The organism is Ensifer sp. 2TAB8 (assembly GCF_052115125.1).
In the GTDB taxonomy this organism is placed as follows: domain Bacteria; phylum Pseudomonadota; class Alphaproteobacteria; order Rhizobiales; family Rhizobiaceae; genus Ensifer.
Genome location: NZ_JBFRGB010000009.1, coordinates 148,705 through 173,976 on the forward strand (window position 1 = coordinate 148,705; position 25,272 = coordinate 173,976).

Here is a 25,272-nt window from a genome sequence, read left to right on the forward strand (position 1 = left end):
GCCGGCCCGGCTTTCAGCCCAGTTCGAACGTGGTGATGCCGTAGATCCGCGCAAGCGGCAACCCGGGGTCCGGCCCGCGATACATGCGCGCGGTTTCGAATACCGTCCGCAGATTGTAGCGATCGCAAAGCGCCTTGGCCGAGGCGTTCGGTTCGGGAATGTCGAGAAAGACCTCACTGCCGTTGACAGCGGCTGCAAGCTTGCGAAAGACCAGATCAGCACCGGTCTCGGTGTCGGAAAACAGCGGCCCGATCTTGAAGCCGTTGCGGCAGGCCCTGATCGTGCCATAGGCCGCGACCGCGCCATCGCGCAGCAGCAAGACGCTGCGCCGTCCGTCGCTCGACTTCAGCCATTCGCGAAGAAAGGCCTCGCGTCGGGCGGGGACGAAGCGACGGTCAAAATCGGTGAGGAGCGGCATGTGGACCGGCGCCACCTCCAGAAGATCGGCGCCCGGTGGTTCGACGACGTCGATAGTGCCGCCGTAGCGGATATTCGCATGGGCGTAGGTGAAGCCGGAGCGGCGATAATTCTCCTGCTGGGCAACCACGCCATCGAGGCCAACTATGCGTCCTTCGGCGACCGACATCGCCTGCTGCCACAGTTGCCGGCCGATGCCCTGACCGCGATGGTCCGGTCGGGTGATGTATAAACCAAGAAAGCCGTAGCTTTCATTGTATCGCACCAATGAGATCGCTCCGATGGGGCCGTCCTCTCCGTCGGCCACCCAATAACCGTCCGGATCGGTCGCCCAGAAAGGGCCCGCATCGCCGAGCCCCGGATTCCATCCCTCCTCGGCCGCCCACTCGATCATGACGTCGAGTTCCCCGCGGCTTGCTCGACGGATTTTCTGCTGCATGGTTCACTCCTCAGGGGCGGTCAGATCGCCCTAACGTCCGCCCGGTTGACGAGACGAAACGGCACGTCCGGTGGTAGAGCTAGCGCGGTGGCGTTCAGAGGGAATGATACTCTGTCGATTTCGCCGACATTGATGGCATAAGCTGCCGGCGGACCGGCGGCGCTTGTCCCCTCTGCGCAATCTGCTACAAGAGCCGACAATAAGTCATACAAATCGAGCGGAACACCATGGCCCCCATCAATATTGCCCTTGTCGGTATCGGCAAGATCGTTCGTGACCAGCACCTGCCGGCGATCGCCAAGAACAGCGACTATCACCTGATCGCCGCCGCAAGCCGACATGGCACGGTCGACGGCATCGACAACTTCAAATCGATCGAAGCTATGCTCGAAGCCGTACCTTCGATCGAGGCCGTGTCACTGTGCATGCCGCCGCAGTATCGCTACGAGGCTGCCCGCGCCGCACTCGATGCCGGCAAGCATGTGTTCCTGGAAAAACCCCCGGGCGCCACCCTCAGCGAAGTCGCCGACCTCGAGGCACTGGCGGCATCGAAGGGGCTGTCGCTGTTCGCAAGCTGGCACTCCCGTTACGCGCCTGCCGTCGAAGCGGCAAAATCCTTCCTGGCCGCGACGACGATCAATGATGTCCAGATCATCTGGAAAGAAGACGTGCGCCACTGGCACCCGAACCAGGAATGGATCTGGGCGGCGGGTGGCCTCGGCGTCTTCGATCCGGGCATCAACGCTCTTTCGATCGCCACGCACATCCTCCCGAACCCGCTGTTCGTGACCGCGGCCGTGCTTGAATTCCCCGAGAACCGCGACGCGCCGATCGCTGCCAACATCACCTTCACGGATGCGAAGAAACTGCCGGTTTCCGCCGAGTTCGACTGGCGCCAGACCGGCAAGCAGAGCTGGGACATCGTTGCCCGGACCGTAGCGGGCGAGATGGTGCTTTCCGAAGGCGGCGCCAAGCTCTCCGTCGATGGCAAGCTCGTGCACCAGGAACCGGAACAGGAATACCCGATGCTCTATCGGCGCTTCGCCGAGATCGTCAAAGCCCGGAAGTCGGACGTCGATCTGGCGCCGCTGCGCCACGTTGCCGATGCTTTCATGCTCGGCAAGCGCAAGTTCGTCGAGGCCTTCCACGACTGATCTTCCGGACACGGCAGAAACAAGAAGCCCGCGGTCTCTGCCGCGGGCTTTTTTTTCGTCACAACGCGTTGTAAACTCAGGCCTTCTTTTCCCAGCGGCCGTCACGGTTCTGCTGCCAGTAAGTGAGGTTGTGCCCCTCCCCCTTCAGCCGTTTCCAATGGGCGCGCGCACCTTCAAGCTGCTCCTGGTCGTAGCCGTCGAACATGAAGACGATGCGCTCATAGGTCGAAACATCCGGCGGGCTGGCGCCATCGATGACGAAACGGACCGTCGCGGCATTGGCATTGCCTCCGTCGGCCACCAGCAACACCGGCTGGTCTGCGGCGAAATCGCCCGCGTCCGTGCCATGCGGCAGGAAACTCTCGTCGCGATAGACCCAGAGATGCGTGTCGAGCGCATCGCGCCGTTCGGCGTCGATCGTCTGCACGGCCACCCTCCAGCCGCGCTCGACACTCTTGTCGAGCAACGGCGGCAGTGCGTCCTCAAGCTTCGATTCCGTCAGATGATAAAACAGGATTTCGGTCATGCCGATTGCTTCCCGCCTTTCGTCACGTCCGGCATCTCCGGTCAGGCCTCGTAGCTCGCCCGCACCAGTTCATCGAGCAGGCGGACGCCGAAGCCCGAGCCCCAGGACTGGTTGACCTCATCGGTCGGCGCGCCCATGGCGGTGCCGGCGATATCGAGGTGCGCCCAGGGCGTGTCCTTGACGAAACGCTTCAGGAACTGCGCCGCCGTCACCGCGCCGCCGTAGCGGCCGCCGGTGTTCTTCATGTCGGCAAACTTGCTGTCGATCATCTTGTCGTATTCCTTGCCGAGCGGCATGCGCCACAGGCGTTCATGGGTCGCGACGCCAGCAGCGAGCAATTGCCCGGCGAGACGGTCGTCGTTCGAGAACAGGCCGGCGTGATGGGTCGACAGCGCCACCATGATCGCGCCGGTCAGTGTCGCAAGGTCGATCATTGCCTGCGGCTTGAAGCGGTCGTTGCAGTACCAGAGCGCATCGCAAAGCACGAGACGGCCTTCTGCATCCGTGTTGATCACCTCGATCGTCTGGCCGGACATCGAGGTGACGATGTCACCGGGGCGCTGAGCGCTGCCATCGGGCATGTTTTCCACAAGGCCGATGATGCCGATGACGTTGACCTTCGCCTCACGCGCGGCCAGCACGTGCATCAGGCCGGTGACGGCAGCCGCACCGCCCATGTCGCCCTTCATTTCCTCCATGCCGGCGGCCGGCTTGATCGAGATGCCGCCGCTGTCGAAGACGACGCCCTTGCCGATGAAGGCGAGCGGCCGCTCCTTGGCCTTGCCACCCTTCCACTGCATGATGACAAGGCGCGGCGGACGGGTAGAGCCCTGCGCCACGCCGAGAAGCGCACCCATGCCGAGCTTTTTCATATCCTTTTCGGTGAGGATTTCCACCTCAACGCCGAGTTTCTCCAGTTCCTTCGCTTTCGCCGCAAATTCGACCGGGCCCAGTACGTTCGCCGGCTCGTTCACCAGATCGCGCGCCAGGAACACGCCTTCGGCCACCGCCTCCGCCGCCGCGAAAGCCTTCTTCGCAGCAATGACGGTACCGGTCACGATCGTGACCTTGGTCGGCTTGCCGGAGGTCTTGGCGTCGTCGTCGGCCTTTTTGGTCTTATAGCCGTCGAAGCTATAGGCGTTCATCTCCATACCGAGCGCGAAGTCGGCGGCCGCCTTGCCGGTCACTTCGACCTCGGGAGCATCGATGAAGACGGTTACCTTGTCAGCCGAGCCGAGTTTCGCCGCAACCGCGCCGCCGGCCTTCAGCCAATCGTGATCCGAGAGTGCATCCGCCTCTCCAATTCCGAACACGATGACTCGGTCTGCGGGAGAGCCATGCGGCGCTATGATATCGAGGCTGGAGAATGCCTTTCCGGTGAACTTCTTCACCTTGGCCGCCTTTGCCACAACATCTTCCGGATCGGCGACGTCGGCGCCAGCAGCGGCTCCACCGCCCGACGTCTTGAGGAGTACCGCGACACCGCCGCTCGGCCGGTGGGACTTGGCAAAGGTGAACTCGAACTTCATCGGCATTGGAAAACTCCGGGGTATTTTCATGATTCTGTGCGCAGCCGGAGATTCGAAAGAAGCCTCCGAGAGCCGGGCGCCAGGGCAAGGTGATCGGGCCACGACGCATCCGGACGACACGGCGAGGCCTGTGGCGATCCGCCCTGTTACCGGGCGGTTACAGTGGAAAATATTCGCAACATTCGCCACCGTCAAAGCTGTGGCCGGCACCCTTCTCGCTTTTCAACCGCTTGGCAAGATGCCCCCAGATGTTTACATGCGGTTAACCGAGGTTCTTCGCCTTAAATTATCCCTGTTGCTTCACAATTTGAGCGACACGAAATAGCGGGCAAGAACCAGGCTTCGGTTTGGACACGGGCAAGGCCTGGTCCGATACCGCCGCCGGAACAGAAACATGAGCAGGATTTTGGACCGGACACGGGCATGAAGCTGATCGAACGCTACATATTCCGGCGTGCCTTGGTCATGTTCCTCGCGACCCTCCTGCCATTGCTTGGCATTGTGTGGACGACGCAGGCGCTCGCCAACGTCAACCTGGTCACCGACAGCGGCCAGTCAGTCCTGGCTTTCGCCAAGCTCGCAACCCTCATTCTGCCTTCGGTCATCCCGATCATCCTGCCCTTCGCTCTGGTCATCGGCGTCACCCAGACGCTCACCACGATGAACACCGATTCGGAATTGACGGTGCTCAACGCCGCCGGCAGCTCGCGCATGGCCATCATCCGGCCGATCATCTTTCTGGCGGCGGGCCTGAGCGTCCTGTCCTTTGCGGTCGATAATTTTGTCGAGCCCTACTCGCGCGTTTCGGTACGCAAGATGCTGGCAACCGCCAACGCCGACCTTCTGTCGTCGGTCGTTCAGGAGAATTCGTTCCGCAAGGTTGCCGACGGGCTTTATGTTCAGGTCGGCGCGCGGCGCAGCGGCGGCGTATTGCAGGGCATCTTCGTTGCCGATTCGCGCAACCCGGCCTTTGAGCTCGTCTATTACGCCCGCGAAGGCGCGGTCGATGAAAAGAGCTCTGCCCTGGTGATGAAGGACGGCGAAGTGCAACGCAAACTGCCCGACGGCAGCGTCTCGATCATCAAGTTCGATTCCTATGCCTTCGACCTCGCCGACATGACCAAGACCACCCGCGAGGCGACGATTCGGGCGAAGGACCGCGACCTTGCCGGCCTTCTCAATCCGGATCCGAACGACCAGGTCTACAAGAACAAGCCGCTCGCCTTTACCGCCGAACTCAATCGCCGACTGACGGAGTGGACCTTTCCGCTTCTGTTCGGGCTGATCGCACTGGTTTTCAGCAGTGACGCGCGGTCCCACCGCGAAGCACGCGTCCATCCGATGGTAAGCGCGCTCGGAACGGCGCTGCTCATCCGCTGGATGACCTTCTATGCCGGCAACAGCGCCGAGGATTCCATCTGGTTCGTGCCCCTGATGTACCTCGTGCCGCTTGCGGCCGGTGCGCTCTGCATTCACCAGCTCGTCAGCAACAAGCGCCTCGACATCCCGATGACCGGGCAGGAAAAGCTGCAGGACCTCCTCGTTCGCCTCCGCCTCGTACGGCGTGATGCCGAAGGAGGACAGCCGTCATGATGGGCACGCTCGGCCGCTACTTCTTCATCCGTTACGTGATCACCACGTTCTGGTTCCTTGTCGGCATCTTCTCGCTGATCTTCATCATCGACTTCAGCGAGCAGGCGAGCCGCCTCGCAAACCTGCCGCACTATTCGATCACAGGCGCTCTGCTGATGACCGCCTTCCGAATTCCGCTGATCCTGCAGCAGACGATCCCGTTTGTGGCGCTGTTTTCGGCAATGGCGGCGCTGATTTCCCTCAACCGGCGCTACGAACTGGTCGTGACGCGCGCCGCGGGCATTTCCGTCTGGCAGTTCCTGCGTCCGTTCGTTCTGGGCGCCTTCCTCTTCGGCGTGCTTGCAGTGGTGGTACTGAACCCGCTTGCTGCCTGGGGAACCAAACGTGGAGAGGCGCTTCTGGCGGAATGGGGCGCCTCGCGATCCTCCGATGCCGGATCCATTCCGTGGCTGCGGCAAATCTACAACGGTACGGATACAATCATCGGCGCGCGCGCGGTTCAGGACAACGGAACGACGCTCCTCAACGTCACCGTCATCCACTTCGATCCACAGGGCACGATCATTCTGAGACAGGATGCGGCGTCGGCGAAACTCGAAGATGGTTACTGGCTTCTTAACGACGTAACGGAAACGCGCAACGGGCAGCTGCCGCGCCGTTTGAAAACAGCACAGCTCAGCACCAATCTAAAGGCCGAGTTTGTTCAGGAACGTCTTGCAAAGGCTGATTCCATTCAGTTTTTCGACCTTCCGAGCAAGATCGAAGTGGCTCGCTCCTTCGGCTTCTCGACAAACGGCATGGAAACTCAATTCCACTCGATGCTCTCGCTGCCGCTGCTTCTCGTCGCCATGACATTGATAGCTGCCTGCGTGTCGCTCAAATTTAGCCGGTTTAACCAATCTCGCTCCGTAATTCTCGGTGGCATCGTCTCAGGCTTCGTGCTTTATGTCGTCACCGTGCTTGTCAAAGCATTCGGGAGCAGCGGCATTGTGCCTCCTTTCGTTGCAGCCTGGTTGCCAGTTGTTGTAGCGATGGCGCTGGGCTCGACGATTCTTTTAAATCAGGAGGATGGCTAGTGGCGGTAGTGAACCGCAAACGCATGACGCTGATCAACGCTACCCTGCTTGCAGGCGTGGCGCTGCAGACACTTGCCATGGGAATGAGTGCGCCAGCAATGGCGCAGCAGGGTTCGGACCGCCTCGATTCGTTGCGCCCGAACATGCCGGAAGACGCCAAGCTGCTTCTGTCCGCCAATGAGCTCGTCTACAACAAGGACGCCGAGAAGGTGATCGTGCGCGGCAACGTGCAGATCGACTACGGCGGCTACAAGATGGTGGCCCGTCAGGTCGAATACGACCAGAAGAATGGCCGCATCTTGGCATCCGGGGAAATCCAGTTCATCGAGCCGGGCGGCAATGTCGTCTACGCGGACAAGATGGACGTCACCGATGATTTCGGGAACGGTTTCCTTGAGCAGATGCGCATCGAAACCACCGATCTGACCCGACTTGCCGCGACCAGCGGCGAGCGCCGGAACGGTGAGGAATTCATCCTGAACGAGGCCGTCTACACGGCCTGCACGCCCTGCGCTACCAAGCCGGAGCATCGCTCGCTCTGGCACATCAAGGCGCAGCGCGTCATTCAGAACGGTCGCACGCGGACGATTCGTCTCGAGAACGCCCGCTTCGAACTCTTCGGCAAGCCGATCGCCTATATTCCGGTGATGGAACTGCCCGACCATACGGTCAAGCGCAAGAGCGGCTTCCTGTTCCCGACATTCCGCTCGGCACAGAAGCTCGGCGTCGGCGTCGGCGTTCCCTACTATTGGGCGATCTCGCCCTATATGGATGCGACGGCAACCGTGACGGGCCTGACCCGGCAGGGCTTCCTGCTGGAAGGCGAATTCCGCCAGCGCTTCCACAACGGCTTCCATACGCTGAACGTCGCCGGCATCAGCCAGCTCGACAAGAGCAAGTTCACGCCTGGCACGGTCGACGCGGAGAAGACCAATCGCGGCATGATCGGGTCGAAGGCCGAGTTCGAGATCAATCCGCGCTGGACATTCGGCTGGAACGTTCTCGTCCAGTCGGACGCAAACTTCGCCAAGACCTACGAACTGTCGAACTTCGACGGTACGACCTATGTCAACCAGGCCTACCTGACCGGGCTCGGCAAGCGAAACTTCTTCGATCTGCGCGCCTTCTACTTCGACATTCAGGACGCGGACCCGAACAGCATCAAGGAAAATCAGCAGCCTACGGTGCAGGTTCTCGATTACTCCTACAAGGCGCCTCAGCCCATTTTGGGCGGCGAGCTTTCGGCAACCGTCAACCTGACGAACATCAAGCGCAACCGGCTGGACTTAGAGAATGTTCCAGGCGTCGTCGATCGCTTCCGCGGTCTGGAGGGCACAACCCACCGCCTGACGGGCGAGCTTGAATGGAAGCGCACTTTCATCGCCCCCGGCGGCCTCGTCGTCACACCGCTTCTGGCGGCGCGTGGTGATGCCCTCGGGCTCAACATGGACGCTCCAGGACCGCTCTATACCGGCGACTACAACACCAGCGACGCGACGACGCGACGCATGTTGACCGCCGGTCTCGAGGCCCGTTACCCGATCCTGTTCGTCGGCGAAGGCAGCAGCCACGTGCTCGAGCCGATCGCTCAGCTCTATGCACGCCCGGACGAACAGGATGCCGGCGGCCTGCCGAACGAAGACGCCCAGAGCTTTGTGTTCGACGCGACCAACCTTTTCGACCGCGACAAGTTCTCGGGCTTCGACCGGGTCGAAGGTGGCACGCGCGCCAACGTCGGCTTCCGCTATACCGGTACCTTCGACAGTGGCTATGGCCTGCGCGGTGTCGTCGGTCAGTCCTTCCATCTCGGTGGCCTGAATTCGTTTGCAACCGACGACCTGGTGAAGGCCGGCGCGAACTCCGGCCTGGAAACGAAGAGCTCGGACTATGTCGCGATGTTCGGCATCGATGCGCCGTCCGGCCTGATGGCCAGCCTCTCGGGCCGTCTCGACGAAAGGGACCTGGGACTCCGCCGTGCCGACGCGACCGTCGGGTATCTCGGCACGACCTGGCAGGCGGCGATGACCTACACGCGCATCGAAGCCCAGCCGCTTTATGGCTCGCAGGTGGACCAGGACGAAATCCAGACCGCCGCCGCCTACAAGTTCCATGACTATTGGTCGGTGTTCGGTGCCATCACCTACGACATCAACCGGGACGTCATTTCGCGCAACGGCTTCGGCGTCACCTACGACGATCAGGACACCCTGTTCTCCATCGTCTACAAGCAGGAACGCGACACTGGCAGCACGCTGGCGAACGACTGGTCGATCGGCGCCAGAATCAGCTTCCGTACGCTCGGCGACGTGAATGTCGGCGACACCAAGTTCGAAGAGCTGGATTACTATTAAGATCATAGAAACGAAGGGGCGAAACGCGAAGTTCGCCCCTTCGCGCAATTTTGGGCTGCTCAAACGGTCTTGTCATCGTTTGGCCGCATGTATTATGCATTTCCTCCGACAAGATAAGGCAACGGCGCAACGCCGGTAGGCGGACAAGGCCCGACGACGGAGATCGTCCGGCGAACAGGAAAAGGTAATGGGCGGGAAAATGTCGATCTCGAGGACGCTTTCGGTATTGGCTGTGGCCGGAGCCCTGAGCATCGCGGCATGTGCCGGTGCGCAGGCTGCAAGCCAGGTCAAGGTAACGGTCAACAACACCGTGATCACCTCGGGCGATATTGCCAAGCGAGTTGCGTTCATACGCCTCCAGCGCCAGAAGGGCGGTGCGGAAGAAGCGAAGAAGCAGCTGGTGGACGAGGTCCTGAAGCGCGCCGAGATCGTTCGCATCGGTCAATCCGTCAGCACGCAGGACGTGGATGCCGCCTATGCCCGTTTCGCGGCTGGCAACAAGCTTTCGCCGGAACAGCTCGGCAAAATCCTCGACCAGGCCGGCGTCGGCGCCGATCACTTCAAGCAATTCATCGCCGTCCAGATGAGCTGGCCGCGCGCGGTGAACTTCCGCTTTGGCAGCTCGAGCCGACTGCAGGGCGCCGATCTCGTCAAGCGAATGATGGAAGGCGGCGGCAACAAGCCGGTGACCACCGAGTACTTCCTGCAGCAGGTGATCTTCGTCATCCCCGAGAAGAAGCGCGGCGCCATCACGGCAAAGCGGCAGGCCGAGGCGAATGCCTCCCGTTCGCAGTTCCCGGGTTGCGAGACCTCGAAGGCGTTTGCCGCCAACTATCGCGACGTTTCGATCCGCAGCCTCGGACGGATGCTGGCCCAGCAGTTGCCGGAGGAGTGGAAGCCGCTCATCGAGAAGGCCGGCGAGAACGGCACGACCGGGACCCGCGTGACCGAAAAGGGCGTCGAGTACCTGGCGATCTGCAAGAAGCGTGAAGTCAACGACGACACGGCCGCAGAAATCGTCTTCCGTGCCGAAGACATCGGCAAGAAGAAAGAAGGCGGCGAAGACCCCAACAGCGAAAAATACCTCGAGGAACTGCGCAAGAAAGCGCAGATCGTCAACAAGTAAGCACCCGGCAACATGCGCAAACCAACCGGCGGGCCACTCGCCCTAACCATGGGCGACCCGGCAGGTATCGGTCCGGACATCAGCCTTTCGGCCTGGCTTGGCCGCCGCGAGCACGCGACGGCGCACTTTCTGTTCATTGGCGATCCTTCGATACTTGCCGCGCGAGCGGCGCTGCTTGGCTATTCGGTTCCCATTCGAGAAACGGATTGCAGCGGCGCGATGTCCGCGTTTGATGCGGCGCTGCCTGTGCTGCCGCTTGCCTGCCCTGCCCCGGTCACAGCGGGCGATCCTGACACCGCCAATGCCAGCGCCGTCATCGGTGCGATCGACACCGCGGTGCGCCTTGTGACCGCCGGCGAAGCCTCCGCAGTCGTAACCAACCCGATCGCCAAGGCGGTCCTTTACGATGCCGGCTTCCGCTTTCCCGGCCACACAGAATACTTAGCGGATCTTGCCGAGAAGGCGACGGGGCAACCCGTCCTGCCGGTCATGCTGCTTGCCGGGCCGAAGCTGCGCGCCGTCCCCGTGACGATCCACATCCCGCTGAAGGACGTGCCGGATCAGCTGACGCCAGACCTCATCTATCGCACCTGCATGATAACGGCGGCTGATCTGCACACGCGCTTCGGGCTTGAGCGCCCACGGCTCGCAATTGCCGGGCTCAATCCGCACGCCGGCGAGAACGGTGCGCTCGGTCTTGAGGATGATGCGATCATCCGCCCCGTTATCGACCGGCTGCGCGCGGAAGGCATCGATGCCGTAGGACCGCTGCCGGCAGACACGATGTTTCACGACCGGGCGCGCGCGACCTACGACGTTGCGATCTGTATGTATCACGATCAGGCTCTGATCCCGGCGAAAGCGCTTGGCTTCGACGACAGTGTCAACGTCACGCTCGGCCTTCCCTTCATCCGCACGTCGCCCGACCACGGCACGGCCTTCAGCCTGGCCGGCAAGGGCATAGCCCGCGACGACAGTTTGAGAGCAGCACTCGACCTTGCCGCTATGCTTGCGGCCAATACGCCAGGAGATGCCCGCTGATGGCCGCACTCGACGGTCTCCCCCCTTTACGCGACGTGATTCAGCGTCACGGCCTCGACGCCAAGAAGGCGCTCGGACAGAACTTCCTGCTCGACCTCAATCTGACACAGAAGATCGCACGGACCGCCGGTTCGCTCGAAGGCGTGACAGTCATTGAAGTCGGCCCTGGTCCCGGCGGTCTCACACGCGCCATCCTGGCCCTCGGTGCCAGGAAGGTCATCGCGATCGAACGGGACTCTCGCTGCCTGCCGGCGCTGGCTGAAATCAGCGCTCACTATCCGGGCCGGCTGCAGGTGATCGAAGGTGACGCCCTGAAGACGTCGTTCGAGACGCTTGCCGACGATGGGCCCGTCAAAATCATCGCCAACCTGCCCTACAATGTCGGAACGCAATTGTTGGTCAACTGGCTGCTGCCCGATCGTTGGCCGCCCTTCTGGCAATCGCTGACGCTGATGTTCCAGCGCGAAGTGGGCCTCAGGATCGTCGCCGACGCGGATGACGACCACTATGGGCGTCTCGGTGTGCTTTGCGGCTGGCGTACGAACGCGCGGATGGCCTTCGACGTACCGCCGCAGGCATTCACGCCGCCGCCGAAGGTAACGTCGTCTGTGGTTCATCTGGAGCCGGTGGAAAACCCGATCCCCTGCTCCGTTTCGGCACTTGAGAAGGTAACGCACGCCGCCTTTGGCCAGCGGCGCAAGATGTTGCGCCAAAGCTTGAAGCCGCTTGGCGGCGAGGCTCTGCTAGCCAAGGCCGATATCGACCCGCAACGGCGGGCCGAGACGCTTTCGGTGGAACAATTCTGCCGGCTGGCAAACTGCCTCTAGCCGCCTTGGCAACCGCCGTGTCGCAGGTGGCCGGAACGCTCCGGCCACATACCCTGCTCGCAAAGCGAGCTAGAACGGATTTTCCGTCAGAAGCCCATTGACGAAATCGAACAGGCCCGGACGCCGGTCACGGCGAAGCCGCTCGGCCTCAACGATCGAGCGGACCGCCGAGAAGGCGCGGTCGAGATCGTCATTGAGCACGATGTAGTCGTATTCCCGCCAGTGCTCGATCTCGGCACGCGAGTTGGCGAGCCGCGTGGCGATCACCTCTTCGCTGTCTTCCGCCCGGCGGTGCAGGCGTGACTGCAGCTCGGCCATCGACGGCGGCAGGATGAAGATCGACACGACGTCGCCGGCCATCTTTTCCTGAAGTTGCTGGGCACCCTGCCAATCGATATCGAAGAGCATGTCACGGCCGGCGGCCATCGCCGCTTCGACGGCGTCGCGCGGCGTACCGTAGAAATTGCCGTGCACCTCCGCCCATTCCAATAGAGAGTCCGTTGCTCTGAGCGCTTCGAATTCACGGATCGTCTTGAAATGATAATGTCGGCCGTCGATTTCGCTCGGGCGGCGCTGGCGCGTCGTCACGCTGACGGAGATGCTCATCTCCGGATCGGCTTCCAAGAGGTTACGCGCGATCGTCGACTTTCCGGCGCCCGAGGGCGAGGAAATGACGAGCATCAGCCCACGACGGGCAATCTTGATGGGCGAAGGGGTCGCCGGGGTCATGCTTTACTCCAGATTCTGAACCTGTTCGCGGAACTGGTCGATGACGACCTTGAGCTCGATGCCGGCGGCCGAAACGGCGGCCGCATTCGACTTGGAACAGATGGTATTCGATTCTCGGTTAAATTCCTGTGCCAGGAAATCGAGCTTGCGGCCAACGGGGCCACCCTTCGACAGCAGTTCCCGCGCCGCAACGATGTGGGAACCGAGGCGGTCGATTTCTTCCCGGAGGTCTGCCTTCGTGGCAAGCAGCGCCACTTCGGCATAAAGGCGTTCCCGGTCGAGCGAGGAGCCATTGTCCATCACCAATGCCACCTGCTGCGCGAGCCGATCGGCGATCGCCGCGGCGCTGCGTGACGGATCGGCCTCTACGGTCCCCGTCAGCGTCTCGATGCCTTCGACCTGCGCCAGCAGGATCTGACAGAGCGCGGCCCCCTCGTCTTCACGCATCATACGCAGGTCAGAAAGTGCCAGCCTCAGCCCTTCGAGGATATCCGCATCAAGGGCGGCGCGCTCCGCTTCGCTTTCTTCCGGTTCGCGAAAGTCGACGATGCCACGGATCGAGAGCAGCGTGTCGAACTTCAGCGGTGCCGGATCGACGAGATCACCGAGCTGTTCGCGCAGGTTAAGGACGGCCGTCAGCGCGCCCTGGTTGACCACCGCCTCGACGGTCGCTTCCGCGCCGCTGACGGAAAGTCCGATCTGGAGATTGCCGCGCGAAAAAAAGTCGGCGGCGAGCTTGCGCACTTCGGGCTCGAAGCGTTCCAGGCCCTGCGGCAGGCGCAACCTGAGATCAAGGCCCTTGCCATTGACGGAGCGCAATTCCCAGGCCCAACGGCGGCGGCCACTGCTGCCTTCCCTCCGGGCAAAGCCGGTCATCGATTGGAGCGGCATAGTCACCTCCGTAGTGTTTCAGCAGAAGCAATAAGGCGACGGCGCGGTATCCCGCAAGGGATATCCGCGCCGTGATCTAACCGTCCACAATGCAGGCGTTTATTGCGGCTGTGCTGCTGCCGGTTCGGCGGTTGTCGCATCCGTAGCGGCCTTCGCCGCCTCTGCCGCCTTCTCGGCCTCCACCTTGCGCCAGCGCCTTACGTTCGCGTTGTGCTCGTCCAGCGTCTCGGCGAAGACATGGCCGCCCGTACCGTCGGCGACGAAGTAGAGTTCCGGCGTACGCGATGGGTTGGCTACCGCTTCCAGCGCCGCACGGCCCGGGTTGGCGATCGGCGTCGGCGGCAGGCCCTTGATGATGTAAGTGTTGTAGGGCGTCTGCTTGTCGATATCGGACTTCAGGATCGGCCGGTCGGCCGGCTTTCCGTCGCCGCCGAAAATGCCGTAGATGATCGTCGGGTCGGACTGCAGCCGCATGCCCTTGTCGAGCCGGTTGATAAAGACGGAAGCGACCCGCGGACGCTCGTCGGCGCGGCCGGTTTCCTTCTCCACGATCGACGCCAGCGTCACGAGTTCCTCGACCGTCGAGACCGGCAGGTTCGGATCACGTTTTTCCCAGATCTGATCGACAAGGACCTTCTGGGCCGAAGCCATCTGCTGGACGATCTCGCCGCGCTTGGTGCCGCGCGTGAACTTGTACGTATCGGGCATCAACGAACCTTCCGCCGGAAGCTCGCTCGGCAGATCGCCAACCAGGACCGGATCGTCGGATAGCTTGCGGAACATCTGCTTGACGGTGAGTCCCTCGGGCAGAGAAACGGAATAGAGGATCGACTTGCCCGACTTCAGAAGCTGCATCACGTCCTGCATCGACGAGCCGGCCTTGATCTCGTATTCGCCCGCCTTCAGAGTCTCGTTGTCGAGATAGGCCTCCGAAACGAAACGGAAGACGCGCGCATCGGTGATGATGTTGCTGCGCTCGAGACCGCTGGCGATCTCGCTCATGCCGGCGCCGCCTCTGACGATGAAGTTCTGATTTGCCTGCAGCGGACCCGGCTTCTCATACTGATGCATCGCATAGTAGACCGTGCCGGCCGCAGCCAGTGCCGCAAAGACGATGATGGTCATTACGAAGTTCAGGAAAATCACCACCTGGCTGCGCGCCTTGCGCGACCGCTTCGGGGGCTGGGGCACTTTCTCCGGGCGCAGCGCCTCGTTTGCCGATTTCGGAATGATCGGTCCGTTGCTCGCGTTTTCATTGCGGCCGAATTGCGCCGCGCTGTTATCGTTTGAGTCGCTCACGATTATCCCGAACCCGAAATTCGCAGCCTCATTCTCTTCCTGCCCCGGTGCGAATTTCGGACTGGACCGCGGCAGGCTTAAGTCAATTTCATAAACGGCGCCGACCTGGCGGGCGGCGTTCCGCAGTCTTCACTACAACAGACCTGCGGCGTGGTGCATTGGCACCCAAGAACCACAGAAATGTGTCGGTTCACCGTCTATTCAAGAGAACGCGGCGGGCGCCCGACACTTTACAGAACCGCACGTCTTATAGGACGAGCCAAGGCCTCTGTAACACTCTAAATGACTGCCTGCTTTATCCTTGAACCAGATAGGAGACATGCAGCTATTCGGAACACGCACCCTTGGCAATCCTTGGGGCGAACATGTTCTCGGCAATAGCTAAATGGCAATCTGACAGATAGGCCTTGCGCGAACATAGCGGTCGGCAAGCGCCGCCGCGATTGACGACGCATCCTCCCAAAACATGCTTGTAACGAGCAATGCGGCAAAAGCAGGATCATCGGACCGACTGTTTGTCGATCCGATGATTGTCCGCGATGAGAGATCGCCGACGATCAGGCGCCCGTATAGCGGCGCAGGACTAGCGAGGCGTTCGTGCCGCCGAAGCCGAAGGAGTTCGACAGCGCCACGTTGATCTCGCGCTCGCGTGCAACGTGCGGCACAAGGTCGATCTTCGTTTCGACGGACGGATTGTCGAGGTTGAGCGTCGGCGGCGCGATGTTGTCGCGAATCGCCAGCGCCGAGAAGATCGCTTCGACAGCGCCGGCAGCGCCGAGCAGGTGACCGATTGCCGACTTGGTCGAAGACATCGAGATCTTCGACGCATGCTCGCCGACCAGGCGTTCGACCGCGCCGAGCTCGATCGTGTCGGCCATGGTCGAGGTGCCGTGCGCGTTGATGTAGTCGATATCGGCGGCCGTCAGGCCGGCCCGCTTCAGCGCCATCTGCATGCAGCGATAGGCACCGTCGCCATCTTCCGACGGAGCGGTGATGTGGAAGGCATCGCCCGACAGGCCGTAACCGACGACTTCCGCATAGATCTTGGCGCCACGCGCCTTGGCATGCTCGAGTTCTTCGAGGATGACCACGCCGGCACCCTCGCCCATGACGAAGCCGTCGCGGTCGATATCGTAGGGGCGCGAGGCCTTCTGCGGATCGTCGTTGTGCTGGGTGGACAGCGCCTTGCAGGCGGCAAAGCCCGCGAGCGAGATGCGGCAGATCGGCGATTCCGCACCGCCGGCAACCATGACATCGGCATCGCCGAGCGCAATCAGGCGGCTGGCGTCACCGATCGCATGCGCGCCGGTCGAGCAGGCAGTGACGACCGAGTGGTTCGGGCCGCGAAGCTTATGGCGGATCGACACCTGGCCCGAAGCGAGGTTGATGAGGCGGCCGGGAATGAAGAACGGCGAGATACGGCGGGGCCCCTTGTCGCGCAGCGTGTAGCCGCCTTCGACGATGCCTTCGAGACCGCCAATGCCCGAGCCGATCAGGACGCCGGTAGCGATCTGGTCCTCGTCGTTCTCCGGCTTCCAGCCGGCGTCGGCCAGCGCCATGTCGGCAGCAGCCATCGCGTAGACGATGAACGGATCGACCTTGCGCTGCTCCTTCGGCTCCATCCAGTCGTCGGCATTGAAGGTTGCGTCGGTGCCGTCACCGAAGGGAATGCGACAGGCGATCTTGGCAGGAAGGTCCTCGACCTCGAATTCGGTTACCTTGCGCGCGGCATTGTGCCCGGCAAGCAGGCGCGCCCACGTCGCCTCAGTTCCGCAACCCAAGGGAGATACCATGCCGGTACCGGTGATAACGACACGTCTCATAGTCCGCGACCCACCCTGACTTTTCAATTTCAGAGCCGGATCGGACCACGTGTGACGAACCCGATCCGGGCATCTATTTTAAGGTTCTTATTCACGACCAGGGGGAAAAGCGGGAAACGCTTGCTGATCGAAACCCGCAAATGCGGGACAGCCCACTTCCCTGGGCTGAAACGGGCCGCTTTAGGCGGCCCGTCTACGGCCTTAGCCGCTCAGATATTAGGCCTGAGCCTTTTCGATGAACTTGACGGCGTCGCCGACAGTCAGGATCGAGTCAGCAGCGTCGTCCGGAATTTCAACGCCGAACTCTTCTTCGAAAGCCATGACCAGTTCGACGGTGTCGAGCGAGTCCGCGCCGAGGTCATCGATGAAGCTTGCGCCTTCGCTAACCTTTTCGGCGTCGACGCCAAGATGATCAATAACAATTTTCTTTACGCGTTCTGCGATATCGCTCATGTCGGAGTTCCTCGACCTTCGTTTCTGTGGGCGCCTATTCCGGCACCGGTACTCTTATGTAAGCCTGATAGACCAAGACGGCCTACCCGGCAATCCATCCAACCGGAACTGCGGCAAACCCAGGGCAGCCAAGGCTGCCGGACACCTGGCGGGACCGGTCGACTGCTAACAGTCATGGCCCGATTAACACGGTTTAAGTCTGCCGCAAAGTCCGAAAATGCCTGACATTCGCTTGCTCAACATTGAATTTCAGGCATTTGGCAGGTGGCATCCCGGGACGGTGAATATCGCCCGCCGCACAATCTCGACGGGCGACATATCCCGGGAACCGGATCAGATCATGGCCATGCCGCCATTGACGTGAATCGTCTGGCCGGTGACGTAGCCGGCCTCGTTCGACGCGAGATAGGCGACAGCGGACGCAATTTCCGCGCCGGTACCCATGCGCTTCATCGGGATTGCGCCCATGATCGCGTCTTTCTGCTTATCGTTGAGCTTGTCCGTCATCGCGCTTTCGATGAAGCCCGGGGCGACGCAGTTGACGGTGACGTTGCGCGTCGCGATCTCCTGGGCCAGCGACTTGGAGAAGCCGATCATGCCGGCCTTGGAGGCGCAGTAGTTGGCCTGCCCCGGATTGCCGGTGACACCGACGATCGAGGTGATGTTGACGATGCGGCCGAAGCGGCGGCGCATCATCGGATGCGTGAGTTCACGCGTCAGACGGAAGACGGCAGTCAGGTTGACCTCGAGAACGGCATCCCAGTCCTCGTCGCTCATGCGCACGAAGAGGCCATCCTTGGTGATGCCGGCATTGTTGACGAGGATATCGACGCCGCCAAGTTCAGCCTCGGCCTTTTCGCCGAGCGCCTTGACTTCAGCGCGGTCCGAAAGGTTCGCCGGGAAGAGCTGCACGCGGTCGCCGAGTTCATTGGCGAGCGCTTCGAGCTTCTCGACACGCGTGCCGTGCAGGCCGACGATCGCGCCCTGGGCGTGCAGCATGCGCGCGATTTCTTCGCCGATACCACCGGATGCACCGGTAACGAGAGCCTTGCGGCCGGAAAGATCAAACATCTCTTTGATTCCTTATAACTGGAGCAGCTGGGCTTTCGCTCAGGCGAGCAGAGCAGCAAGTGCCGTGTCGATATCGGCAGGCGTATTGACGGCAATACCGTTGACAGTCTTGTCGATCCGGCGGGCAAGCCCGGTCAGGACCTTGCCGGAACCGAGTTCATAAAGCGTCGTGACATTGTTGGCGGCAAACCATTCGATCGTCTCGCGCCAGCGGACCTGGCCGGTGACCTGCTCGACGAGCAGTCGGGCGATCTCGTCGGCGTCACTGACGGGTGCTGCAAGCACGTTGGCGATCACGGGCACGACGGGGGTGCGCTTTTCGACCTTGGCCAGCGCTTCGCGCATGGCGTCGGCGGCGGGCCCCATCAGGTTTGAATGGAAGGGAGCAGAGACCGGCAGCATCAGCGCGCGCTTGGCGCCCTTTTCGGAGGCCAGTGCAGCCGCCTTTTCGACGGCTGCCTTTTCACCGGAAATCACCAGCTGGCCGCCGCCATTGTCATTGGCGATCTGACAGGAACCGAGGGCCGAGGCTTCGCGGCAGACGGCTTCGACATCGGCATGTTCAAGGCCGATGATTGCCGCCATCGCGCCCTTGCCGACGGGAACCGCCGCCTGCATGGCGTTGCCGCGGATGCGCAGGAGACGCGCCGTGTCGGCAATGGAGAACGTACCGGCCGCACAGAGCGCCGAGTATTCGCCGAGCGAATGGCCAGCGACGAAAGAAACCTTGGACTTGAGGTCGAGACCCTTGGCTTCGAGCACCCGGATCACGGCCATCGATACGGCCATCAGCGCCGGCTGCGCGTTCGCCGTCAGCGTCAGCGTTTCTTCGGGGCCGTTCCACATGATCTCGGACAGCTTCTCGCCGAGCGCCTCGTCAACCTCGGCAAAGACAGCAGCGGCTTCCGGAAAAGCGTCCGCCAGATCCTTGCCCATGCCGACAGCCTGGCTGCCCTGGCCTGGAAACGTGAATGCAATGCTCATGGGATAGTCCCTTCCCTAGATCACTATGATTTTGGGTCGAATCGACACAAAATCATAGTGATCGGTTCTTATGAGTTAGAGCGGGACGCCGGCGGATAACCGCATATGCTTTTCATTACCCCGCTCTGGTTTCCTCTCCATTCACATTCCTGAACGGGGAGTCAAGCGCGCAAGGCCTGCCGAACCGGGCCGGAACCGCCTTTTGCCCTTGATCTTCAACAATCAAGGCGTAAGTTTGCCGCCCAAGCCGACCTGCCCTTCGACGATTTCCGGGGCGGAGGCCATCACTCCATTCCGGGCGCGCGCATCCTTCTCCCACAGGGTCGACGCACGTCTTTCACAAGGATCCTTATTCAATGCGTTACAACACGCTTGGCCGCACCTGCATCAAGGTCTCCGAAATCTGCCTGGGCACCATGACCTGGGGCTCGCAGAATTCCGTCGCCGAAGCGCATGAACAGCTGGACCACGCCTTCGAAAAGGGCGTGAACTTCATCGATACGGCGGAACTCTATCCGACGACGCCGCTTTCGCCCGAAACCTATGGCAATACCGAGCGCATTATCGGCGAATGGCTGACCAAGCGCGGCAAGCGTGAAGACGTGGTGCTGGCGACCAAGGTCGCGGGCCCCGGCCGTCCCTATATCCGCAATGGCGGCCCAACCACGCCCGAAGGCATCGACCAGGCGATCGACGCCAGCCTCAAGCGATTGCAGACCGACTATGTGGATCTCTACCAGATCCATTGGCCGAACCGCGGCCACTACCATTTTCGCAATGCCTGGTTCTATGATCCGACCAAACAGGACAAGGCGCAGGTCGCCGGCGATCTCCGGGCGATCCTCGACAAGCTCGGCGATCTCGTGAAAGCCGGCAAGGTCCGCGCCATCGGCCTTTCCAACGATACGGCCTGGGGCACGATGAAGATGATCGACATGGCAGAGCGCCACGACCTGCCCCGCGTCGCATCGATCCAGAACGAATACAATCTGCTCTATCGCGCCTATGACCTCGACCTTTCCGAACTGTCGCATCACGAAGACGTGGGCCTGCTCGCCTATTCGCCGCTCGCAGCCGGACTGCTCAGCGGCAAGTATCTGGACGGCGCAAGGCCGACGGGCTCCCGCCTCTCGATCAACGGCGATCTCGGTGGCCGCTTCACGCCACACCAGGAACCGGCGGTTGCCGGCTATGTCCAGCTCGCACGCGAACACGGCCTCGACCCCGCGCAGATGGCGATCGCCTTCTGCCTGACGCGGCCGTTCATGGCTTCCGTCATTATCGGCGCGACCTCGATGGAGCAGTTGAAGACCAATCTCGGTGCTGCCGACCTGACGTTGTCGCAAGACGTCGTGAACGGCATTCGGCGGCTGCACCGTCTCTACCCCATGCCGATCTGAGGGCGAGAAACGATCGCCGATGGCCGTGCCCCAGACGAAAGCGGAACTGCTCAAGGCGATCGAGGTCCAGTTCGCCAAGCTGATGCGCGAACTGGAAAAGGTTCCTGACAACAAGTACCGTGAGCCGACACTCGACGCGCATACCAAGGGCACCACGATGAGTGTCGGCGACCTCGTCGCCTACCTCATCGGCTGGGGTGAACTCGTGATCAAATGGATCGACCGCGATCAGCGCGGCGAACCGGTCGACTTTCCCGAAACCGGATACAAATGGAACGAACTCGGCAAGCTTGCGCAGAAGTTCTACGGTGACTCGCAGGCTCTTTCGGCATCGGAACTCCTCACTCGCCTGAGGCGCAGCAAGAAAACGCTGGAAGCGATGATCGAGTCGCGGGACGACCATGCGCTCTACGGCCAGCCGTGTTACGGCAAATGGACCCTTGGCCGTATGATTCAGTTCAACACGTCCTCACCCTACGCCAACGCCTCAGGCCGTTTGCGCAAATGGAAGAAGGCCCAAGGGCTCGGTTAAATATCTAAACGGCAGACCAAGCCTTGCCTTCCGCGGAAAAATGCGTATAAGCGCGCTGTTCGAAATGCCCGGTCTTCTGGCTGGTGGCTGAACGGAGGGCCGGTTTCCCGCGAGGGTGCCGTCAGGAATGGAAAGACATTCCGGCCTCCCGTGTCTCCGCTCTCGACCGTCTCGATACAACACTTTCTTGCCGGCTCATTGCAGCCCATAAGAACAGTCGTTGAGGCTTAGCCGCCGAGGTCCGGGCTGATTAACGCAAGAAAGGCAAGCCACAATGGCTCTTTATGAACACGTATTCCTGGCCCGCCAGGACATCACGCCGCAGCAGGTCGACGCTCTCGTCGAGCAGTACAAGGGCGTGCTCGAAGCGAACGGCGGCAAGGTCGGTCGCGTTGAGAACTGGGGCCTGAAGTCCCTCACCTACCGCATCAAGAAGAACCGCAAGGCTCACTACGTTCTGATGGACATCGATGCTCCGGCACCGGCCGTTCACGAAGTAGAGCGTCAGATGCGCATCAACGAAGACATCCTGCGCTACATGACGATCGCCGTCGAGAAGCACGAGGAAGGCGCGTCTGCCATGATGCAGAAGCGCGACCGCGACGACCGTCCGCGCCGCGATGGCGACCGTCCGGAGCGTGGCTTCGGCGACCGTGGTCCGCGTCCGGACCGTGGCGACCGCGAAGACCGCCCGCGTCGTCCGCGCGAAGACCGCGCGTAATCAAGAAGCTTTAGGAGATAATGACAATGGCTGAAGTTTCTTCCGCTCCGGTTCGTCGCCCGTTCCACCGTCGCCGCAAGACCTGCCCCTTCTCGGGTGCAAACGCTCCGCGGATCGACTACAAGGACATCCGTCTGCTGCAGCGCTACATTTCCGAGCGTGGCAAGATCGTTCCTTCCCGCATCACGGCCGTTTCCCAGAAGAAGCAGCGCGAACTCGCCCAGGCGATCAAGCGTGCACGCTTCCTCGGCCTGCTGCCCTACGTCGTTTCCTAAGAACGGCTGACTTTCCGTCAGTCAGCTGACACGACGGAAACCGACTTGAAGGGAGAGGCGCTCCCATTCGGTGAGCGCCTCTTTCTCTCCCTTCCGCGATGGGCGCGGATCGGAACCGGTGCAAAAGCGCCAAAATCCCATGCTGGGGCCGGGCCTTGCCATCCCCTAACTGCACGAAGCAGGACAGCGAACGTGACGAATGTGAACAGGACATCGCTGCTGACCGGCGTTCTCGCCGGCTTTACCGCCGCCCTCTTGTCGATGGGCGCGAACACGCAGTCGTCTCTTGCAATCGTTCTCTATGCTGCTTCCGCACTCCCGATCCTGATTGCCGGTCTTGGCTGGGGCAATGCTGCGGCGATCACCGCGATCGTCAGCGCAGGCGCCACCGCTGCCGCGCTCGTCTCTCCCTATTTCGCGCTGCTCATTCTCGTCGTCACGCTGATTCCGGCCGGCTGGCTCAGCCACCTCGCCAATCTCGCCCGCCCGGCCTCCGAACTCGGCGGTCCGGACGAAGCGCTCGCCTGGTATCCGCTCTCCGACATCCTTAGCCACCTCGCCGGTCTCGTGACCGTCGGCATGATCATCGTCGGCTTCATCGTCGGCTATGGCGCCGACATTTCCGACCGCATGGTCGATATCGTCATCCAGGCGGTGAAGGCGCAGGACCCGGGCTACAATCCGGACGTGGCAGCCATTGCCCAGATCAAGTCGCTCTTCACACTCGCATTGCCGCTCGTCCAAGGCGCGATCTGGGTGCTGATGCTGTTTACCGCCTATTACGTCGCGACCCGCATCGTGCAGATGTCGGGCCGGTCGCTGCGCCCGCGCGAGGACATCCCCTCCACGCTGCGCATGCACCGCAACGCGATCTTTATCTTTCTCGGCGGCCTCGTCCTCACCTTCCTCGGCGGCGCACCCGCAACGATCGGCGCGCTGATCTGCGGAACTTTCGGCGCGGGCTTCCTGCTTGCCGGTTTCGCCTCCTTCCATTTCCGCACCCGCGGCAAGTCCTGGCGGCTTCCCGTGCTGTGGATCGCATACCTGTCGGTGTTCGTGTTCACGATCCCGGCATTCTTCTTCCTCCTGTCCGGCCTGATCGATACGCGACGCACCATCGCGGTCACGCCGGTTGGAAAAAACTGACCAACGAACTGGAACACTGAAAGGAAACCAACATGGAAGTCATTCTTCTCGAACGTATCGCCAAGCTCGGCCAGATGGGCGAAACCGTAAAGGTTCGCGACGGCTTTGCCCGCAACTACCTCCTGCCGCTCGGCAAGGCGCTGCGCGCCAACGCTGCCAACAAGGCCCGTTTCGAAGCTGAGCGTTCGACGCTCGAAGCTCGTAACCTTGAGCGCAAGTCGGAAGCCCAGCAGGTTGCCGAAAAGCTCGACGGCAAGTCCTTCATCATCGTCCGCTCCGCTGGCGAAACCGGCCAGCTCTACGGTTCGGTTGCTGCCCGCGACATCATCGAGACGCTCGCTGCCGAAGGCTTCAACGTCGGCCGCAACCAGGTTGACCTCAACCACCCGATCAAGTCGATCGGCCTGCACCAGGTTACCCTGCACCTGCACTCGGAAGTCGAAATCTCGGTCGAAGTCAACGTTGCACGTTCGGCTGAAGAAGCCGGCCGCCAGGCCAAGGGCGAGAGCCTGACCTCGGCCGACGCCATCTACGGCGTCGACGAAGACGCGCTGAAGCCGGAAGACTTCTTCAACCCGGAAGCCGAATTCGAAGGCGAAGAAGAATAAGCCTTAGCGGCCATTCCAATTGCGAAAGCCCGGGTCATCGATCCGGGCTTTTTTCTTGGCCGCGCTACGGCGACCCTGGTGCGGTTTTAATGACAGGTGGCGCGACAGGCGATGCGGTCAAAGTCGCAAAACGTTGCGATGACGCCACTATCCGCGCGCGGCAACCGGCACGGCGCGGTTGGTCGCCTGAGCCGGTATCGTCCGCACCGGAGCATTCTTGTCGACGCTCACGACGACTGAGAGGCCGGGCGTGAGCATTTCGGCCAGCGGCTGACCGGGATCGACCACAATCCGCACGCCGACACGCTGGGCCACCTTGGTGAAGTTGCCGGTGGCGTTGTCTGCGCGGATCACGCTGAACTCTGAACCGGCTGCGGGCGAGAAACGCTCGATATGCCCCATCAGTTCACTCTTCTGCAGAGCGTCGACCTCGATCGTGACGGGCTGTCCGGCCTTCATGCCGTCGAGCTGCGTTTCCTTGAAATTTGCGACCACCCACACGTCGTTCGGCACCAGAGCGAGAAGCTGCGATCCGGCCGTCACATATTGCCCGATCCGGGCGCCGATCTCACCCAGCCTGCCATCACGCGGCGCGACGATACGGGTGTTTTCGAGATCGATGCGCGCCAGTTCGACGGCTGCCTCTGCACCGGTCACGGCCGCCTGCAATCCGGCGCGGGCACCAAGTGTGGTTGCCAGAGCCTGCTTCGACACCTGCAAGCCTGCCTCGGCCTGGTTGACGGCAGCATTCGCCTGCTCGAAGCCGGCGCGGGCCTGGTCGGCGTCGCTGCGCGTCGACACGCCCTTGTCGGCAAGCGGGCGAATGCGGTCCCAAGTGGCGCGCGCCCGATTGAAAGCCGCCTTGGCGCTGTCGAGCTGAGCTTCGCTGGCGGCGATGCCGGCCGTGGCGGACAGTTCCTGCTGATAGGAATTGGCAAGCGCCGCCTTCTGTCCGGCAAGCGTCGCTTCGGCCTGGGCCAGCTTCTGCGCATAAATGCGGTCGTCGATCTTCACCAGCAGCTGCCCGGCCTTGACCGTCTCGTAGTCGTGTACCGGAACGTCGGCAACGTAACCCGAGAGCTGCGGACTCATGATCGTGACATAGCCACGCACATAGGCATTCTCCGTCATCTCCACCGAGCTGTGGAACGGTGGCAGCCGCCAGGCATAGAGCACGAGGGTCATGCCGGCGATGCCGGCAAGCAGCACGATGATGGTCGTTGGGGAGCGAAGGAACTTCAGCATGGTCATCAACTCGATT

At 61.8% G+C, this 25,272-nt stretch carries 24 protein-coding genes; 13 read left to right on the forward strand and 11 right to left on the reverse strand.

Annotation, left to right across the window (positions count from 1 at the left end; all coding sequences use genetic code 11):
• Positions 1-13: 13 nt before the first annotated feature.
• Positions 14-856: a GNAT family N-acetyltransferase gene (locus AB4Z53_RS16970; protein ID WP_441596701.1), complete on the reverse strand. Its 843-nt coding sequence runs from the start codon at positions 854-856 to the stop codon at positions 14-16.
• A gap of 227 nt (positions 857-1,083) precedes the next feature.
• Between AB4Z53_RS16970 and AB4Z53_RS16975 the strand changes: the two genes are divergently transcribed.
• A complete protein-coding gene (locus tag AB4Z53_RS16975) occupies positions 1,084-2,010 on the forward strand; it encodes a Gfo/Idh/MocA family protein (protein WP_441596702.1) in 927 nt (308 codons plus the stop codon).
• A gap of 76 nt (positions 2,011-2,086) precedes the next feature.
• Here AB4Z53_RS16975 and AB4Z53_RS16980 read toward each other — a convergent pair whose 3' ends face one another.
• On the reverse strand, positions 2,087-2,536 hold the full coding sequence (locus AB4Z53_RS16980) for a DNA polymerase III subunit chi (RefSeq protein WP_113536848.1): 450 nt from the start codon (positions 2,534-2,536) through the stop codon (positions 2,087-2,089).
• A 41-nt stretch (positions 2,537-2,577) separates the two neighbouring features.
• A complete protein-coding gene (locus tag AB4Z53_RS16985) occupies positions 2,578-4,071 on the reverse strand; it encodes a leucyl aminopeptidase (protein WP_441596703.1) in 1,494 nt (497 codons plus the stop codon).
• A 417-nt stretch (positions 4,072-4,488) separates the two neighbouring features.
• On the opposite strand from AB4Z53_RS16985, the gene lptF reads away from it, so the two are divergent.
• From lptF to rsmA, 6 genes are all read left to right on the forward strand, one after another.
• Positions 4,489-5,658, forward strand: a complete 1,170-nt coding sequence (lptF, locus tag AB4Z53_RS16990) for an LPS export ABC transporter permease LptF (protein WP_113536845.1) — start codon at positions 4,489-4,491, stop codon at positions 5,656-5,658.
• A complete protein-coding gene (lptG, locus tag AB4Z53_RS16995) occupies positions 5,655-6,734 on the forward strand; it encodes an LPS export ABC transporter permease LptG (RefSeq protein WP_113536844.1) in 1,080 nt (359 codons plus the stop codon). The genes lptF and lptG overlap by 4 nt, the downstream gene beginning before the upstream one ends.
• Positions 6,734-9,085, forward strand: coding sequence for an LPS-assembly protein LptD (locus AB4Z53_RS17000; protein ID WP_113536843.1), 2,352 nt, complete (start codon positions 6,734-6,736; stop codon positions 9,083-9,085). The genes lptG and AB4Z53_RS17000 overlap by 1 nt, the downstream gene beginning before the upstream one ends.
• A 187-nt stretch (positions 9,086-9,272) precedes the next feature.
• Positions 9,273-10,211, forward strand: coding sequence for a peptidylprolyl isomerase (locus AB4Z53_RS17005; RefSeq protein ID WP_113536842.1), 939 nt, complete (start codon positions 9,273-9,275; stop codon positions 10,209-10,211).
• Between the two features lie 12 nt (positions 10,212-10,223).
• Positions 10,224-11,252 (forward strand): 4-hydroxythreonine-4-phosphate dehydrogenase PdxA, encoded by a 1,029-nt coding sequence (gene pdxA, locus AB4Z53_RS17010; RefSeq protein WP_113536841.1) that lies wholly within the window; start codon positions 10,224-10,226, stop codon positions 11,250-11,252.
• The gene (rsmA, locus tag AB4Z53_RS17015) at positions 11,252-12,079 is read left to right on the forward strand and encodes a 16S rRNA (adenine(1518)-N(6)/adenine(1519)-N(6))-dimethyltransferase RsmA (protein ID WP_441596704.1); all 828 of its coding nucleotides are present in this window, start codon (positions 11,252-11,254) and stop codon (positions 12,077-12,079) included. The genes pdxA and rsmA overlap by 1 nt, the downstream gene beginning before the upstream one ends.
• 69 nt (positions 12,080-12,148) lie before the next feature.
• Here rsmA and gmk read toward each other — a convergent pair whose 3' ends face one another.
• The 7 genes from gmk to fabD form a co-directional block, all read right to left on the reverse strand.
• Positions 12,149-12,808, reverse strand: a complete 660-nt coding sequence (gene gmk / locus AB4Z53_RS17020; RefSeq protein WP_113536839.1) for a guanylate kinase — start codon at positions 12,806-12,808, stop codon at positions 12,149-12,151.
• A 3-nt stretch (positions 12,809-12,811) separates the two neighbouring features.
• Positions 12,812-13,699, reverse strand: a complete 888-nt coding sequence (locus AB4Z53_RS17025) for a YicC/YloC family endoribonuclease (protein WP_441596705.1) — start codon at positions 13,697-13,699, stop codon at positions 12,812-12,814.
• A gap of 99 nt (positions 13,700-13,798) precedes the next feature.
• Positions 13,799-14,998, reverse strand: a complete 1,200-nt coding sequence (gene mltG / locus AB4Z53_RS17030) for an endolytic transglycosylase MltG (RefSeq protein WP_113536837.1) — start codon at positions 14,996-14,998, stop codon at positions 13,799-13,801.
• Positions 14,999-15,555: 557 nt separating this feature from the next.
• The gene (gene fabF, locus AB4Z53_RS17035; protein ID WP_441596706.1) at positions 15,556-16,821 is read right to left on the reverse strand and encodes a beta-ketoacyl-ACP synthase II; all 1,266 of its coding nucleotides are present in this window, start codon (positions 16,819-16,821) and stop codon (positions 15,556-15,558) included.
• A 216-nt stretch (positions 16,822-17,037) separates the two neighbouring features.
• Positions 17,038-17,274 (reverse strand): acyl carrier protein, encoded by a 237-nt coding sequence (locus tag AB4Z53_RS17040; RefSeq protein ID WP_003531676.1) that lies wholly within the window; start codon positions 17,272-17,274, stop codon positions 17,038-17,040.
• 333 nt (positions 17,275-17,607) lie between these two features.
• Complete coding sequence (gene fabG / locus AB4Z53_RS17045; protein ID WP_441596707.1) at positions 17,608-18,345, reverse strand: 3-oxoacyl-[acyl-carrier-protein] reductase; 738 nt, start codon at positions 18,343-18,345, stop codon at positions 17,608-17,610.
• Positions 18,346-18,384: 39 nt separating this feature from the next.
• A complete protein-coding gene (fabD, locus tag AB4Z53_RS17050) occupies positions 18,385-19,329 on the reverse strand; it encodes an ACP S-malonyltransferase (protein WP_441596708.1) in 945 nt (314 codons plus the stop codon).
• A gap of 356 nt (positions 19,330-19,685) precedes the next feature.
• On the opposite strand from fabD, the gene AB4Z53_RS17055 reads away from it, so the two are divergent.
• The 6 genes from AB4Z53_RS17055 (at position 19,686) to rplI (ending at position 24,011) form a co-directional block, all read left to right on the forward strand.
• The gene (locus tag AB4Z53_RS17055; protein ID WP_441596709.1) at positions 19,686-20,729 is read left to right on the forward strand and encodes an aldo/keto reductase; all 1,044 of its coding nucleotides are present in this window, start codon (positions 19,686-19,688) and stop codon (positions 20,727-20,729) included.
• 19 nt (positions 20,730-20,748) lie between these two features.
• Complete coding sequence (locus tag AB4Z53_RS17060; protein ID WP_441596710.1) at positions 20,749-21,261, forward strand: ClbS/DfsB family four-helix bundle protein; 513 nt, start codon at positions 20,749-20,751, stop codon at positions 21,259-21,261.
• A 274-nt stretch (positions 21,262-21,535) separates the two neighbouring features.
• On the forward strand, positions 21,536-21,982 hold the full coding sequence (gene rpsF, locus AB4Z53_RS17065) for a 30S ribosomal protein S6 (RefSeq protein ID WP_113536832.1): 447 nt from the start codon (positions 21,536-21,538) through the stop codon (positions 21,980-21,982).
• Between the two features lie 26 nt (positions 21,983-22,008).
• Positions 22,009-22,257, forward strand: a complete 249-nt coding sequence (gene rpsR / locus AB4Z53_RS17070; protein ID WP_025426448.1) for a 30S ribosomal protein S18 — start codon at positions 22,009-22,011, stop codon at positions 22,255-22,257.
• 192 nt (positions 22,258-22,449) lie between these two features.
• Positions 22,450-23,403, forward strand: a complete 954-nt coding sequence (locus tag AB4Z53_RS17075; protein ID WP_113536831.1) for a DUF2232 domain-containing protein — start codon at positions 22,450-22,452, stop codon at positions 23,401-23,403.
• Positions 23,404-23,435: 32 nt separating this feature from the next.
• Entirely contained in the window at positions 23,436-24,011 is a 576-nt protein-coding gene (gene rplI / locus AB4Z53_RS17080) for a 50S ribosomal protein L9 (protein ID WP_113536830.1), read from the forward strand.
• Positions 24,012-24,158: 147 nt separating this feature from the next.
• Here the strand turns inward: rplI and AB4Z53_RS17085 are convergent, their stop codons facing one another.
• Entirely contained in the window at positions 24,159-25,256 is a 1,098-nt protein-coding gene (locus AB4Z53_RS17085) for an HlyD family secretion protein (RefSeq protein WP_441596711.1), read from the reverse strand.
• Positions 25,257-25,272 lie beyond the last annotated feature (16 nt).

Bases quoted from the DNA above. Each gene is read 5' to 3' on its own strand.
- AB4Z53_RS16970 (WP_441596701.1), bottom strand. From the start codon at position 856: ATGCAGCAGAAAATCCGTCGAGCAAGCCGCGGGGAACTCGACGTCATG.
- AB4Z53_RS16975 (WP_441596702.1), top strand. From the start codon at position 1,084: ATGGCCCCCATCAATATTGCCCTTGTCGGTATCGGCAAGATCGTTCGT.
- AB4Z53_RS16980 (WP_113536848.1), bottom strand. From the start codon at position 2,536: ATGACCGAAATCCTGTTTTATCATCTGACGGAATCGAAGCTTGAGGAC.
- AB4Z53_RS16985 (WP_441596703.1), bottom strand. From the start codon at position 4,071: ATGCCGATGAAGTTCGAGTTCACCTTTGCCAAGTCCCACCGGCCGAGC.
- lptF (WP_113536845.1), top strand. From the start codon at position 4,489: ATGAAGCTGATCGAACGCTACATATTCCGGCGTGCCTTGGTCATGTTC.
- lptG (WP_113536844.1), top strand. From the start codon at position 5,655: ATGATGGGCACGCTCGGCCGCTACTTCTTCATCCGTTACGTGATCACC.
- AB4Z53_RS17005 (WP_113536842.1), top strand. From the start codon at position 9,273: ATGGGCGGGAAAATGTCGATCTCGAGGACGCTTTCGGTATTGGCTGTG.
- pdxA (WP_113536841.1), top strand. From the start codon at position 10,224: ATGCGCAAACCAACCGGCGGGCCACTCGCCCTAACCATGGGCGACCCG.
- rsmA (WP_441596704.1), top strand. From the start codon at position 11,252: ATGGCCGCACTCGACGGTCTCCCCCCTTTACGCGACGTGATTCAGCGT.
- gmk (WP_113536839.1), bottom strand. From the start codon at position 12,808: ATGACCCCGGCGACCCCTTCGCCCATCAAGATTGCCCGTCGTGGGCTG.
- AB4Z53_RS17025 (WP_441596705.1), bottom strand. From the start codon at position 13,699: ATGCCGCTCCAATCGATGACCGGCTTTGCCCGGAGGGAAGGCAGCAGT.
- fabF (WP_441596706.1), bottom strand. From the start codon at position 16,821: ATGAGACGTGTCGTTATCACCGGTACCGGCATGGTATCTCCCTTGGGT.
- AB4Z53_RS17040 (WP_003531676.1), bottom strand. From the start codon at position 17,274: ATGAGCGATATCGCAGAACGCGTAAAGAAAATTGTTATTGATCATCTT.
- fabG (WP_441596707.1), bottom strand. From the start codon at position 18,345: ATGTTTGATCTTTCCGGCCGCAAGGCTCTCGTTACCGGTGCATCCGGT.
- fabD (WP_441596708.1), bottom strand. From the start codon at position 19,329: ATGAGCATTGCATTCACGTTTCCAGGCCAGGGCAGCCAGGCTGTCGGC.
- AB4Z53_RS17055 (WP_441596709.1), top strand. From the start codon at position 19,686: ATGCGTTACAACACGCTTGGCCGCACCTGCATCAAGGTCTCCGAAATC.
- AB4Z53_RS17060 (WP_441596710.1), top strand. From the start codon at position 20,749: ATGGCCGTGCCCCAGACGAAAGCGGAACTGCTCAAGGCGATCGAGGTC.
- rpsF (WP_113536832.1), top strand. From the start codon at position 21,536: ATGGCTCTTTATGAACACGTATTCCTGGCCCGCCAGGACATCACGCCG.
- rpsR (WP_025426448.1), top strand. From the start codon at position 22,009: ATGGCTGAAGTTTCTTCCGCTCCGGTTCGTCGCCCGTTCCACCGTCGC.
- rplI (WP_113536830.1), top strand. From the start codon at position 23,436: ATGGAAGTCATTCTTCTCGAACGTATCGCCAAGCTCGGCCAGATGGGC.
- AB4Z53_RS17085 (WP_441596711.1), bottom strand. From the start codon at position 25,256: ATGCTGAAGTTCCTTCGCTCCCCAACGACCATCATCGTGCTGCTTGCC.